General features: G+C 61.3%; 12 protein-coding genes. 10 read left to right on the top strand and 2 right to left on the bottom strand.

All coding sequences use genetic code 11. The features are described 5' to 3' along the window. Positions 1-82 precede the first annotated feature (82 nt). The gene (cytX, locus tag NAV33_RS05175) at positions 83-1,384 is read left to right on the top strand and encodes a putative hydroxymethylpyrimidine transporter CytX (RefSeq protein ID WP_255977584.1); all 1,302 of its coding nucleotides are present in this window, start codon (positions 83-85) and stop codon (positions 1,382-1,384) included. Here the strand turns inward: cytX and NAV33_RS05170 are convergent. After that, positions 1,350-2,078, bottom strand: coding sequence for an RsiV family protein (locus NAV33_RS05170; protein WP_255977582.1), 729 nt, complete (start codon positions 2,076-2,078; stop codon positions 1,350-1,352). The two genes, cytX and NAV33_RS05170, sit on opposite strands and share 35 nt — an antisense overlap. 229 nt (positions 2,079-2,307) lie before the next feature. Here NAV33_RS05170 and nudF point away from each other — a divergent pair, with 229 nt between their 5' ends. The 9 genes from nudF to NAV33_RS05125 all read left to right on the top strand — a co-directional run bounded on the left by nudF (position 2,308) and on the right by NAV33_RS05125 (position 11,704). Beyond that, positions 2,308-2,925 (top strand): ADP-ribose diphosphatase, encoded by a 618-nt coding sequence (gene nudF / locus NAV33_RS05165; protein WP_255977580.1) that lies wholly within the window; start codon positions 2,308-2,310, stop codon positions 2,923-2,925. Continuing rightward, positions 2,922-3,368 carry a DUF1249 domain-containing protein gene (locus NAV33_RS05160; protein ID WP_255977578.1) on the top strand — a complete coding sequence of 149 codons (447 nt, stop codon included), beginning with the start codon at positions 2,922-2,924 and terminating at the stop codon, positions 3,366-3,368. Before nudF ends, NAV33_RS05160 begins: the two co-directional genes overlap by 4 nt. A 195-nt stretch (positions 3,369-3,563) precedes the next feature. Then, positions 3,564-4,379 (top strand): 3',5'-cyclic-AMP phosphodiesterase, encoded by an 816-nt coding sequence (gene cpdA, locus NAV33_RS05155; RefSeq protein ID WP_255977575.1) that lies wholly within the window; start codon positions 3,564-3,566, stop codon positions 4,377-4,379. 132 nt (positions 4,380-4,511) lie between these two features. Further along, the gene (locus NAV33_RS05150) at positions 4,512-5,129 is read left to right on the top strand and encodes a YqiA/YcfP family alpha/beta fold hydrolase (RefSeq protein WP_255977573.1); all 618 of its coding nucleotides are present in this window, start codon (positions 4,512-4,514) and stop codon (positions 5,127-5,129) included. Between the two features lie 18 nt (positions 5,130-5,147). Then, positions 5,148-7,034: a DNA topoisomerase IV subunit B gene (gene parE / locus NAV33_RS05145; protein ID WP_255977571.1), complete on the top strand. Its 1,887-nt coding sequence runs from the start codon at positions 5,148-5,150 to the stop codon at positions 7,032-7,034. 56 nt (positions 7,035-7,090) lie between these two features. After that, positions 7,091-8,026, top strand: a complete 936-nt coding sequence (locus tag NAV33_RS05140) for an esterase-like activity of phytase family protein (protein WP_423836645.1) — start codon at positions 7,091-7,093, stop codon at positions 8,024-8,026. Next, positions 8,023-8,550: a retropepsin-like aspartic protease family protein gene (locus NAV33_RS05135; protein ID WP_255977567.1), complete on the top strand. Its 528-nt coding sequence runs from the start codon at positions 8,023-8,025 to the stop codon at positions 8,548-8,550. The genes NAV33_RS05140 and NAV33_RS05135 overlap by 4 nt, the downstream gene beginning before the upstream one ends. Further along, positions 8,547-10,805 carry a DNA topoisomerase IV subunit A gene (gene parC / locus NAV33_RS05130; protein ID WP_255977565.1) on the top strand — a complete coding sequence of 753 codons (2,259 nt, stop codon included), beginning with the start codon at positions 8,547-8,549 and terminating at the stop codon, positions 10,803-10,805. Before NAV33_RS05135 ends, parC begins: the two co-directional genes overlap by 4 nt. A 209-nt stretch (positions 10,806-11,014) precedes the next feature. Next, entirely contained in the window at positions 11,015-11,704 is a 690-nt protein-coding gene (locus tag NAV33_RS05125; RefSeq protein WP_255978163.1) for a PqiC family protein, read from the top strand. 68 nt (positions 11,705-11,772) lie between these two features. Here the strand turns inward: NAV33_RS05125 and NAV33_RS05120 are convergent, their stop codons facing one another. Next, a complete protein-coding gene (locus NAV33_RS05120; protein ID WP_255977563.1) occupies positions 11,773-13,329 on the bottom strand; it encodes an AhpA/YtjB family protein in 1,557 nt (518 codons plus the stop codon). Positions 13,330-13,389: the final 60 nt, after the last annotated feature.

Below are 13,389 nucleotides of genomic sequence, written 5' to 3'. Positions count from 1 at the left end.
TACGCGGCAATGATTTTTATCGCTTGCCTGGCTGGGTGAACTACCCGCCGGGCCACCCAACGATTTTTTGAGAATCCCACCCGTGAACACGCCTGGCCGTTATTCGCCCCATCAAAGCGTCGCCCTCGAACACCGCGTCTTCGGCGGTCGAGACATGTTTTCTTTGTGGTTCTCTCTGGGCATCGGCCTGATGGTGCTGCAGCTCGGTGCCTTGCTGGCGCCGGGTCTGGGCATGAGTGGCGCGTTGCTGGCAATCGCTTGCGGAACCGCAGTCGGCGTGTTGCTGTTGGGGGCGGTTGCGGTGATCGGCACCGATACCGGCCTGTCATCGATGGCTGCGCTGAAGCTCTCGCTGGGCAGCCGCGGTGCAGTGCTGCCAGCACTGCTGAATCTGGTTCAGCTGATCGGGTGGGGTGCGTTCGAGATCATCGTCATGCGCGATGCGGCCAGCCTACTGGCGACTCGCGCATTCGGTGAGGACAGCCTGCTGAACAGTCCTGCGTTGTGGACGTTGTTCTTCGGTAGCCTCGCCACGCTGCTGGCGGTTACCGGTCCGCTAACCTTCGTGCGCCGTATCTTGCGCAAATGGGGCATCTGGTTGCTGCTCGGCGCCTGTGCCTGGCTGACTTGGAATCTGTTCGACAAGGCCGATTTGGCCGCGCTCTGGGCGCGTCAGGGCGACGGTTCGCTGCCCTTTGCCTTGGGATTCGATATCGCCATTGCCATGCCGCTGTCCTGGTTGCCGCTGATAGCTGACTACTCCCGCTTTGGCCGGGCTGCCGTACGCGTTTTCGGCGGCACCGCGCTGGGGTTCTTCGTCGGTAACTTTTGGCTGATGAGCCTAGGCGTGGCATATACCCTGGCGTTCGCTGAGGGTGGTGAGGTCAACGCTTTGCTATTGGCGTTGGCGGGCGCGGGACTGGGTATCCCTCTGCTGTTGATACTGCTCGACGAGTCTGAAAACGCCTTCGCCGATATCCATTCGGCAGCGGTTTCGGTCGGCGTCCTGCTGCCGTTCAAGGTCGAACGGCTCGCGCTGGCGATCGGCGCGGTCTGTACGCTTATTGCCTGGTTCGCGCCACTCGCCGAGTACCAAAACTTCCTGCTGTTGATCGGCTCGGTGTTCGCGCCGTTATTCGGCGTCGTACTGGTCGATCATTTCATTCTTCGGCGTCGAGGCCGCTTGGCCGCCCCAGCTGGCGCGTTACGTTGGGAAACCCTGTTGGCCTGGGGCTGCGGAGCGGTCACTTATCACGTGCTCGCTAACGCCTGGCCGGAAATCGGTGCCAGCCTGCCGGCGCTGTTCCTGTCCGGCGGACTGCTGCTGGTGCTGAGCCGTTTCGGTCGCGTTACGGCAAGTATTCCGGTCTCAGAATCGCACTGAGTTCGGCGTAGGGGATTTCCAGCTCCGGATGGCCGCTCGAATACGGCGCGATGCTGTATACGTCGTATTTGAGTAGCACCTTGTCTCGCAGCAGGGCGACGTTGGCGGTCTGTTGGAACGGCCATTGCCGGCTGAATGCGGCGTCGTGCTGGTTCGCCAGCAACCAGCGCTGGTGCGCTTCTGCAGCAACACGCCAGAAGCTGCCTTCCTTACCCGGAAGTAGCACATCGGCGAGTTTCAGCTCACGATCATGCTTTCGGTCATAGTTGATGAAACCGCGGCCTGGCATGCCGTGGGCCCCGCCGGTGTATAGATAGCTCGATAACTCGACCACCAGCAGCGATCCATGCTGGTCACGCAGCTTGGCCTGCAAATAACTGCTCCAGCCGCTCTGCGCGTCACCTAGAAAGTCTTCTTGGTAGCTTTCCAATGTTGCTGGAATTCGGGCGTCCGGGCTGTTGACGGTCATCTCGCGCAGCCGCTTGTCGATCAGAGCGTTCAATGCCGGCTCATCGGCAAACAGTCGGGTATCGATGTTCACCAGCGGGCAGTTATCGTCCTGTTTCGGACAACCGGCGGGGCGTTGCTCGCTGAGAATCTGCCGGACCTCGACAGGCGGCTCGCCGCCGAAGTGTTGGCATGCGCCAAGTAGCAGGCTGAACATCACCAATGCGAGAGCTTTGTGAAAAGGCATCAAGGGTTTCGTGGCTCTTGTGGTTATTACGGTGCGGATTCGAGTGCGAGCGGGCCATGAAGTTCGTAAACGAGTCGCTGGGTGATTTTTCCCTGTGCGAGTGGTCTGCAAAGGGCTGCGCCTGAAGAAACGGCGCGCTAGGATGACGTAACAGAGACCGCTCACGCCGTGACGGTGTAGCTTTTTCCGGCGCTAGGCAAGCGCGGAACAAACCGATAGTGAGTTATTCATGATTGATACTTTCAAGCCCGGCCCAGGTGATGTCGAGATTATCGAGCGAGAGCAGTGCTTCAGCGGCTTCTATCGCCTGGACCGGCTGCAGCTGCGTCATCGCCTGTTCAGCGGCGGCATGGGCCGGCAATTGGAGCGCGAGCTGTTCGTCCGTCACGATGCGGTTTGCGTGCTGCCTTACGATCCGCGGCGCGATGAAGTCGTGTTGATCGAGCAGTTCCGAGTGGGTGCGATGGGTAAGGTCGATAATCCCTGGTTGATCGAACTAGTCGCTGGCTTGATCGACAAGGATGAGCAGCCCGAAGAAGTCGCACGTCGCGAGTCCGTCGAGGAAGCGGGGCTGGAGGTCGCTGAGCTGTGGCCGGTGACCACGTATTTCCCTTCACCTGGCGGCAGCACCGAGCGAGTACATCTCTACGTGGGGCGTTGCGACAGCTCGGGCGCGGGTGGCGTGTTCGGCCTGGACGAGGAAGGCGAGGACATTCGTGTACACGTATGGTCGCTGCAGCAGGCTCTGCAGGCAGTGCGCGAGGGGAGCATCGACAACGCCGCGAGCATCATCGCCCTGCAGTGGCTGGCCTTGAACCGCGACGAAATCAGGGGGACATGGACATGAGGCGCACGCGTGAACGATACCGTGTCGACCTGCTGGAACTGCAGGCGGCTTGCGAGGCGAACTATCTGCGGCTGATGCGCCTTCTACCTGACATGCGTAACCAGCCGGATACGCGTCGTATTGCCATGAGCCAGGGCGATCGACTGCTTGGCGTACTGGCACTGAAGGTAGTGGAGAGCTGCCCATATACCACGACAGTACAGATCAGCCAGCAGGACTGCTTGCCTTGGCTGCCGGTGCCACAAATGGACGTGAGGGTTTATCACGACGCGCGCATGGCTGAGGTCATCACTGCAGAGAATGCTCGGCGGTTCCGCGGCATTTATAGCTATCCCAACGCGCAGATGCATCAGCCCGACGAGAAGAATCAGCTGAATCTGTTCCTCGGCGAATGGCTCGGCCATTGCCTGGCATGTGGTCATGAACTGGAGCCGGTGCTCTGACAAGCAGTGGCGAGCTTCGGACCACTAGCTTCAAGGAAAGAAGCAGAAAAGCGTGACGGCCTTCAGCGCCAGCCCTCACACTGATTCGCTTGCAGCTTGCCGTGTGTTCTGTGATGCATGCCCGCATCGCGCGGTTTACCCCCGTAACCGCCAGCCACCATAATTCCTCTGCGATTTCGCCAAAGGAGACGGGTCTTGGCTGCTGCGCCCCTCAATGCTGAAAAAGATTCGGTGCTGCTCGTACAGCTGACCGACAGCCATCTGTTCGCCGAGGCGGGCGGTAAGTTGTTGGGCTTGGATACGGCCGAGAGCTTGCGGCGCGTGGTCGATCTGGTCCTCCGTGAGCATCCTCGCGTCGACCTGATGCTGGCCACCGGAGATCTTTCGCAGGACGGCTCGCTCGCCTCCTATGAACGCTTCCGCCAGCTTTCCGAGCGAATCGATGCCCCCGTGCGCTGGTGTCCCGGTAACCATGATGAACTCGCGACAATGCAGCAGGCCGCCCGTGACAGCGAATTGATGGTGCCGGTGCTCGATATTGGTGCTTGGCGCGTGGTGATGCTCGATACCCTGGTGCCTGGGTCGGTCTTCGGTATGCTCAGTGCAGAGCAACTTGAGTTGTTAGAGCAGACCTTACAAAAATCACCGGAGCGGCCTCACCTGATCTGCCTGCATCATCATCCGGTTATCATCGGCAGCCGCTGGATGGACAACATCGGACTGCACAACCGTGAGGCTTTGTTTGAAGTCCTCGACCGATTCAGCTGCGTCAAGGCGCTGCTGTGGGGCCACATCCATCAGGAGTTCGATGGGTGGCGCGGCGGTATTCGATTGTTGGCCGCTCCGTCGACGGGCGTGCAATTCGCACCAGGCAGCGAGGATTTCCAGGTCGATACCCTTGCACCAGGCTATCGCTGGCTGCGGTTGCATGCCAATGGCAAGCTCGAAACCGGCGTGTCGCGAGTCGTCGGGATGGACTTCGAAGTGGATTACAGCATCAAGGGGTATTGAGTCGCCGTCTAAGCGCTTCATCTTATGCAAAGCTTTGCTCGCGAAATGACGCTCCGCCAGTTGTCGAGCGACTTGCAGCTTGCGCTATTCGCCTAGTAGCCTTTTCCGTCTTTTGCCAGCTCAGCGAACCAGATGACCAGCGACCAACCCGCCATTGTTTATATGCATGGCCTTAACAGCTCTCCACTATCGCAGAAGGCCAGCCAGTTGACCGCAGCGCTGAAGCGCATGGGTATGAGCGAGCGGCTGCGAGTGCCAGCGTTACATCATCACCCGCGTCAGGCCATTGCTCAGCTCGATGCGGCGATTGCCGAGCTGGGGCGTCCCATGCTGGTCGGTAGCTCTCTCGGCGGATACTATGCAACCCACCTTGCGGAGCGCCACGGGCTCAAGGCCCTGCTGATCAATCCAGCAGTGACGCCTCATCGACGCTTCGATGGTTACTTGGGGCCGCAGACCAATCTCTACACTGGTGAGGTCTGGGACCTGACTGAAGACCACGTCGTTGCCCTGACCGAACTGGAAGTGTCCCCGCCGCAGGATGCGGAGCGCTATCAGATATGGTTGCAGACCGGCGACGAAACGCTGGACTACCGCCACGCTGCAGACTTTTACCAAGGTTGCGCATTGCGCATCCAGGCTGGCGGCGACCATGGCTTCCAGGGGTTTGCCGAGCGGCTTCCAGCCTTGCTGGCCTTTGCCGGCTTCGATCCGGTTGCCTTTGCAGAACTCGATTTTTCCGATTTATAAGGACATCACGAGACGCACATGTCTTACACCGCAGAAGCCATTGAAGTCCTTTCCGGCCTGGATCCGGTGCGCAAGCGTCCGGGCATGTACACCGACACCTCGCGGCCCAACCATCTGGCTCAGGAAGTCATCGACAACAGCGTCGACGAGGCACTGGCCGGCCACGCCAGCTCCGTGCAGGTGATCTTGCACCAGGACAATTCGCTGCAGGTGATCGACAACGGCCGCGGTATGCCGGTGGATATCCATCCGGAAGAAGGCGTGTCGGGCGTCGAGCTGATCCTCACCAAGCTGCACGCGGGCGGAAAGTTCTCCAACAAGAACTACCAGTTCTCCGGTGGTCTGCATGGGGTTGGTATTTCGGTGGTCAACGCCCTGTCGACTCGGGTCGAGGTGACGGTCAAGCGTGATGGCAGTGAATATCGCATGGCCTTCAGCGATGGCTTCAAGGCCAGCGAGCTGGACATTATCGGTACGGTCGGCAAGCGCAACACTGGCACTAGCGTGCATTTCTGGGCCGATCCGAAATACTTCGATTCGCCGAAATTCTCCATCAGCCGCCTCAAACATGTGCTCAAGGCCAAGGCAGTGCTCTGTCCGGGACTGAATGTCAGCTTCGAGGACAAGAGCACCGGCGAAAAGATCGATTGGCATTACGAGGACGGCCTGCGTTCCTACCTGGTGGATGCAGTCAGTGAGTTTGCCCGTCTGCCCGACGAACCCTTCTGCGGCAGCCTGGCCGGTAACAAGGAGGCCGTCGACTGGGCCTTGCTGTGGCTACCAGAAGGCGGCGACAGCGTGCAGGAAAGCTACGTCAATCTGATTCCCACCGCGCAGGGGGGCACCCACGTCAATGGCTTGCGTCAGGGGCTGCTGGACGCCATGCGCGAGTTTTGCGAGTTCCGCACGTTGCTGCCGCGCGGCGTCAAGCTGGCGCCTGAGGACGTCTGGGAGCGGATTGCATTCGTGCTCTCGACGAAGATGCAGGAGCCGCAGTTTTCCGGTCAGACCAAGGAGCGCTTGTCCTCCCGCGAGGCGGCGGCATTCGTCTCGGGGGTGGTTAAGGATGCCTTCAGCCTTTGGCTCAACGCGCATCCCGAATTGGGTCTGCAACTGGCTGAGCTGGCTATCAGCAACGCTGGTCGGCGGCTCAAGGCGAGTAAGAAGATCGAGCGCAAGCGCATTACTCAAGGCCCTGCGCTGCCCGGCAAACTGGCCGACTGTGCCGGGCAGGACCCGGCGCGCTCCGAGCTGTTCCTGGTCGAGGGTGACTCCGCCGGTGGCTCTGCCAAGCAGGCGCGCGACAAGGAGTTCCAGGCCATCCTGCCACTGCGCGGCAAAATCCTGAACACTTGGGAAGTGGATGGGGGCGAGGTGCTGGCCAGCCAGGAAGTGCACAACATTGCCGTGGCGGTGGGGCTCGATCCAGGTTCGGATGATCTATCGCAGCTGCGCTACGGCAAGATCTGCATCCTCGCTGACGCCGACTCCGACGGTCTGCACATCGCCACGCTGCTCTGCGCGCTGTTCGTTCAGCATTTCCGCCCGCTGGTGGATGCCGGGCATGTGTACGTCGCGATGCCGCCGCTGTACCGCATCGATCTGGGCAAGGATATCTTCTATGCGCTGGACGAGGCTGAGCGCGACGGCATTCTAGATCGTCTTCTCGCCGAGAAGCGTCGCGGCAAACCTCAGGTCACCCGATTCAAGGGCCTCGGTGAAATGAATCCACCGCAGTTGCGCGAAACCACCATGGATCCAAACACGCGCCGCCTGGTGCAGCTGACTCTCGGTGACTTCGACGGTACGCGGGAAATGATGGATATGCTGCTGGCCAAGAAACGCGCGGGTGATCGCAAGAGCTGGCTCGAATCCAAGGGCAATCTCGCCGAGGTACTGATTTGAATCGTCGTTGGATTACATTGCTGTTTGCCCTGTCGGCGCCGGCCTGGGGTGCTGAGATGGCGCCCGAAATGGCGCCCGAGCTGACACTGATCAGCGAGCATCCTGTCGAAAGAATAGCCCAAGGTAACCTGTCCGGGCTGGCCTGGTGCGGCGACGCTCTCTGGGCCGTCTCGGACCGAGAGGACAGCCAGCTGTATCGTCTCGATGCCAGCGAAGCCGTCTGGCGGGCCGAGAGCGAACGCTTCGATTTACCCCCAGCGCCCGATACCGGGTTGTCATGGGGCATGCGCGTGCGCACTGCCATCAGCGGCATGGTGCGCGGCGGCAAGATGGATTTCGAAGGGCTCAGCTGCGACAACCTGGGCAATCGCTATCTGGCCAGCGAGGCGCATGCGGCGGTGCTCCAGGTCAGTCCGGCCGGCACCGCCGAATGGCTCAATCTCCCGGACGGTTTGGTCCGCCAGGCACGCGCAAGTGGCATGCTGCTGGAGTTCAACGCCATGTTCGAAGGCGTCGCGGTCGATCCCGAGGCCGGTCGCCTCTGGCTCGCCGCTGAGCGTGACCGACGAGGCTTGTTGGTCATGCACCGCAATCAGAGCAGCTGGCAATGCACGGGCGGCTGCGTATTACTTGCCGAAGGTGGCCGCGAACTGCCGCCGCCAGCGCTGGGTGAGCAAGCGTTGCCGCGAGCCTTTTCCGGGCTTGCGTTTCATCAGAACAAACTGTTCACGCTGGAGCCCACTGCGCACCAGATTTGTCGACGCGACCCGTCCAGTGGCGATAGGGAGCTGTGCTGGTCATATGCCGCTACGGCATTGGCTGATTCGCGTCGCTACGACACGCCGTTCGGCAACGCCGAGGCGCTTTGGGTTGATGCCGAGGGCGCCTGGATGGGTGTCGATAACAATCGAATGTCCCGTGCTGACGGCGAGCAGCGGCCGATCGTCTGGCGCTTCGCCGCACCCAACGGCGGCTGGGGTGCCACGCAGTGACCCAGCCTGCCGGCCGCCGGGCCGGCCGTGTCATGCTGGTGCTGGCCTGGGGCGCTGGATTGCTGCTGGCCACGCGATTTTTCGCTGACTGGGAGCAGAGCCGCTTCAATCCTAACCGTGAGCCTGTATCGATGGTGCAGGGCGACCAGATCGAGGTGCGGCTGGAGGGTAACGTGCAAGGCCACTTCGTCGCTGACGGTCTGATCAATGGTGAACCAGTGACCTTTCTGCTCGATACCGGCGCGACCGATGTAGCGATACCGGCTGAGCAGGCTGAACGCCTCGATCTTGCCCGCGGCGCCCCCGTGATGTTGCAGACCGCCAATGGCCAGACTACCGGCTATCGCACTGTTCTCGACAGCCTTGCCCTTGGCGACATCGTTCTTCGTGACGTCCGTGCCATCGTCGCGCCCGGCTTTGGTGGCGAACAGATTCTGCTCGGCATGAGCGCCCTGAAACAACTCGAATTCACCCAGCGCGCCGGCACTCTGGTGCTGCGCCAACACGCCACGGATCGACCATGAGCGAAATTCTTGACCTGAGCCTGGACGGCGTGGAGCGACGCTCTCTAGCCGACTTTACCGAGCAGGCCTATCTCAACTACTCCATGTACGTGATCATGGATCGCGCGCTACCCCATATCGGCGATGGTCTAAAACCCGTCCAGCGGCGCATCGTCTACGCCATGAGCGAACTGGGCCTGAACGCCGATTCGAAGCACAAGAAGTCGGCACGTACGGTCGGTGACGTGCTCGGCAAGTTTCACCCGCATGGCGATTCAGCCTGCTACGAAGCCATGGTGCTGATGGCTCAGCCGTTCAGCTATCGCTACACCCTGGTCGACGGCCAGGGTAACTGGGGCGCGCCGGACGATCCGAAGTCCTTCGCGGCGATGCGCTATACCGAGGCGCGGCTATCGCGTTATTCCGAAGTGTTGCTGTCGGAGCTGGGGCAGGGCACCGTCGACTGGGTGCCGAACTTCGACGGCACCCTCGACGAGCCGGCGACGCTGCCGGCGCGTCTGCCCAATCTGCTACTCAATGGCACCACCGGCATCGCTGTCGGCATGGCAACCGATGTGCCGCCACACAATCTTCGTGAGGTCGCTGCTGCGTGCGTGCGTCTGCTGGACGAGCCCAACTGCACGGTCGAGCAGCTCTGTGAGCATGTCCAAGGTCCGGATTATCCGACCGAGGCGGAGATCGTCACGCCGCGTGCCGATCTTTTGAAAATCTATGAGACCGGACGCGGCTCGGTGCGTATGCGGGCGGTGTACCGCGTCGAGGACGGTGACGTCGTCGTCACTGCGCTGCCGCATCAGGTGTCCGGCTCCAAGGTGCTGGAGCAGATCGCTACGCAGATGCAGGCGAAGAAATTGCCGATGGTGGCTGATCTGCGCGACGAATCGGATCACGAGAACCCCTGCCGGATCGTCATCATCCCGCGTTCCAACCGGGTCGATGCCGACGAGCTGATGCAGCACCTGTTCGCTACCACAGAGCTCGAATCCAGTTACCGGGTCAATACCAATGTCATCGGTCTCGACGGTCGCCCTCAGGTGAAAAACCTGAAGGTGCTGCTCAGCGAATGGCTCACCTACCGCATCGGCACCGTGCGCCGTCGCCTGCAGTTCCGCCTGGATAAGGTCGAAAAGCGGCTGCACTTGTTGGAAGGCCTGCTGGTTGCCTTTCTCAACCTCGACGAGGTGATTCACATCATCCGTACCGAGGATCAGCCCAAGCCGGTATTGATGGCGCGCTTCGAGCTGTCCGAGTTGCAGGCCGACTACATCCTCGACACCCGTCTGCGCCAGCTGGCACGGCTGGAGGAGATGAAGATCCGTGGCGAACAGGACGAACTGGCAAAAGAGCGAGAGAAGCTGCTTGCGCTGCTCGGCAGCGAGGCCAAGCTGAAGAAACTGGTGCGCAAGGAGTTGATCGCCGACGCCGAAACCTACGGCGATGACCGGCGTTCGCCGATCGTTGAGCGTGCTGAGGCGCGGGCACTTTCGGAAAACGAGTTGCTGCCGTCCGAGCCGGTCACCGTGGTGATCTCCGAGAAGGGCTGGGCGCGCTGCGCCAAAGGGCACGATATTGATGCCACCGGCCTGTCCTACAAGGCTGGCGATGGTTTCAGGGCCGCCGCGGCAGGTCGTTCCAATCAATATGCAGTCTTTATTGATTCGACGGGGCGCAGCTATTCGTTGGCTGCGCACTCGTTGCCTTCGGCCAGAGGGCAGGGCGAGCCACTTACCGGGCGCCTGGCGCCGCCGCCCGGTGCCAGCTTCGAGTGCGTGCTGCTTCCGGACGACGAAGCGTTGTACGTGATCGCTTCCGATGCCGGTTACGGCTTCGTGGTCAAGGGCGAGGATCTTCAGGCCAAGAACAAGGCGGGCAAGGCGCTGCTGTCGTTGCCGGCAGGTGCGCGCGTGATTTTGCCGCGGCCGCTGAAGAATCGCGATCAGGACTGGCTGGCCGCAGTTACCACCGAGGGGCGCCTGCTGGTATTTCCGATCCGCGACCTGCCGCAGTTGGGCAAGGGCAAAGGCAACAAGATCATTGGTATCCCCGGCGATCGTGTGGCCAGCCGCGAGGAGTATGTGACGGATCTCGCCGTGCTGCCTGAAGGTGCGACACTGATGTTGCAGGCCGGCAAGCGTACGCTGTCGCTCAAGGCTGACGACCTTGAGCACTACAAGGGCGAGCGCGGGCGGCGTGGCAATAAGCTGCCACGCGGCTTCCAGCGTGTGGATGCGCTGCTGGCCGAGACTGCGAACTGAGATGGTGGCGTTAGAGGCTGGCTTCCGACGCCGGTTTCACGGAAGATAGCGGCCTTCCAATTTCATCCCGATTCGCGATGCGGCAGTCAGTCATCAGCCGCATCGGGAACCGAAGATAATCGGCACGGCGACCATTGGTGACCGCCTACAGCGGAGCGGGCAGACATCCGTTGGCGGAGCGTCATCAAGGGTCCGGTGCAAAGGTAGAGATCAACGTGCTGCGCTTCACGACTGTTTTACTGCTGGCTTGTGCCAGCCTCGCTGGCTGTGTCACCCAGCCGGTGCCTATGTATCGCCTCGACAACGGAACTATCGAGGTGCCCGCTCAGGCAGACGGCGCGGCGATACTGCTGGGGCCAGTACTGCTGGCCGACTATCTGCAGCGTGATGAACTGCTGCAACGCCTGCCCGATGGCAGTCTGGCGGCTGAGGGGCAGCAGGCACGCTGGGCCGGCAGTCTGCAGGGCGATATCAACCAGCTGTTGCTGCGCCAACTGGCTTCGCGTTTGAAGACCCAAAGTCTTGAGCTGAGCCCAGGCAGCAAGGGCTTCACCCCCGAGGTGCAGGTCGAGCTTGAAATCACCCGGCTGGATTCCGGTCCCCAGCACCCCGCTGTGCTGGAAGCTCAATGGCGCCTATTGGATAAGCAGGGTAAACGTCAGGCCAGCCGCCTGGTACGGTTGCAGGAAGAACATCAGGGCAGCACGACCGACCAGGTGCGCGCTCAGAGCGTTCTGTTGCAGCGCCTGGGGGAAATGATGGCGACAGCCATCGAGCCGATAGTGATCGCCAAGACACCGGCCAAGCGCAACATCACCAAGGAACGCAAACCTGAAGCCCTTCCGGCAATTCCTGCGGCGGAGCCGATCAGGACCGATCTCGAAGTATTCCGCTTCTGACCAAACGTGTGTGGCGGCTTTGTCGCCATCGACGGATTACGCCTTCGGCTAATCCATCCTGCGTCCGGTCAGCCGCTGCGATTACGCAACTCGTGCATGCGTGCCAGCTGTCGTTCAAGCAGTGGCGGATAGGGTTCGAGCAGGCGTTCGACGCAGCAGGCACCCTCCGGGCTGGCGATCGGTCGGATGCGGGCACGTTGCCGGATCAGGTTGTCCTCGCCAATACTGCGCTCGACCAACAACAGATTACGGCTGTGCTGGGACAAGGCCAGCGCTGCCTGTGCCGGCTCGCTGAGTAGCAGGTCGCCCTGGCTGAGATCGTAAAGTCCTTCGCCCTGGGTCAGGCCGAGCTGGAGCTGTAGGGTAATACCGCTGTCTGCGACCTCGATTTGCAGTGCATGCCCAAGTGCACGCATCAGCTCGCCGCAGCACAGACCGTGGGTCAGGTAGTTCTGCTCGTCGTCCTGGCTGTGGAACAGCATCAGGCTGCTGCCATCGTTGAGCGTGTGAAGCTCCGCCTGATACAGCGTCGCGGCTTGCTGCAGGCAGTCGGTGTAACGCTGCAGCAGCTCGGTCAGGCGAGCGCGGGGCAGTCGACGTAACTGCTCCTGAGCGCCAAGCTGTATCGCCAATACACCGCTTTTTCCGCTCACAGCAGGTGGCGGGACGGCAATCCCTGGGCGCGGCTGTGGCTTTGGCTGCGGTCTTGGCTCCTCGAGTGGCGGGTCGTCGTCGAACGGGTCGAAGTCATCCGCGGCAGCCGGCGCGGCGGCGTGATAGCTGTCCCTGCGGTCGTCTTCATCTACGGCGTTATCGCTGAGATCAATGGCGGGATGGTCGTCGACGACATTGGGAGCAGCGGCAGGTACATCGAAGTGCGCCGAGTAAATGTCCTGCATGCTTTCGTCGAGTTCGATCTCCGGCTCAGGCTCTTCTGGCACCAGGCGTGCCTGCAACTGCCGTGCTAGATCACCGATTTCGTCTTGCCGTCCCGCACCGGGGGCTGGATCGTCCGGGTCACGCAACCACAGGCGCAGTTGCATCAGCGGCAGCGATAGCTGACGGCCCAGGCGCATACTGAGCGTCAGGGTGAGTGCCAGCAGGATCAGACTCAACAGCCCCATGCTCTGCAAACTGATGGTCATCGGTTGCTGGAACTGCCGCATGTCGAGGTTGATACGCAGATGCCCGGCAATCACATCCTGGAAGCTGATGGGGGTGGAGTAGAGGCCTTCCTCTTCGCCTAGCAGATTGCGCTGGGGACGAGCGCCAGATTCCGCCAGCACGCGGTTATCAACGCTATAGATTGCTGCATGAGCCACCAGCGGGTTCTTCACCAGATTGCTCAGTAACACGTTGAGGCTGAGAATATCGTTGGCCACCAACAAATCGGTCGCCGAGGCGGCTGTCTGGGTGATCAGACTCTGGCCGAGGGCATCGGCTTGTTGCTCCATGGCATGCTTGAATTGCATGCCCATGACCCAGGCATAGATGATCAGCGCCAGGGCGACCAGCAGCAGCGTATGACTGGCCACTCGCAGCACCAGCGGAATACGTCGCTGGCGCAGTGCGCGGTAGATCAGCAGAAAGAAGTTGTCGGGCTTGACGGATGCGGGCCGGTTCACAAAGCGCGGCTCTACTCTTAGGGAAAGTGCCGCGCAGTATACGGAAAGCGCACTGGGGGC

The sequence above is a fragment of the Stutzerimonas stutzeri genome (assembly GCF_024448715.1).
GTDB classification, from domain to species: domain Bacteria; phylum Pseudomonadota; class Gammaproteobacteria; order Pseudomonadales; family Pseudomonadaceae; genus Stutzerimonas; species Stutzerimonas stutzeri_AR.
This window is presented reverse-complemented; position numbering and strand designations above follow the sequence as displayed.

Bases quoted from the DNA above. Each gene is read 5' to 3' on its own strand.
- NAV33_RS05170 (WP_255977582.1), bottom strand. From the start codon at position 2,078: ATGCCTTTTCACAAAGCTCTCGCATTGGTGATGTTCAGCCTGCTACTT.
- nudF (WP_255977580.1), top strand. From the start codon at position 2,308: ATGATTGATACTTTCAAGCCCGGCCCAGGTGATGTCGAGATTATCGAG.
- NAV33_RS05160 (WP_255977578.1), top strand. From the start codon at position 2,922: ATGAGGCGCACGCGTGAACGATACCGTGTCGACCTGCTGGAACTGCAG.
- NAV33_RS05150 (WP_255977573.1), top strand. From the start codon at position 4,512: ATGACCAGCGACCAACCCGCCATTGTTTATATGCATGGCCTTAACAGC.
- parE (WP_255977571.1), top strand. From the start codon at position 5,148: ATGTCTTACACCGCAGAAGCCATTGAAGTCCTTTCCGGCCTGGATCCG.
- NAV33_RS05140 (WP_423836645.1), top strand. From the start codon at position 7,091: ATGGCGCCCGAAATGGCGCCCGAGCTGACACTGATCAGCGAGCATCCT.
- parC (WP_255977565.1), top strand. From the start codon at position 8,547: ATGAGCGAAATTCTTGACCTGAGCCTGGACGGCGTGGAGCGACGCTCT.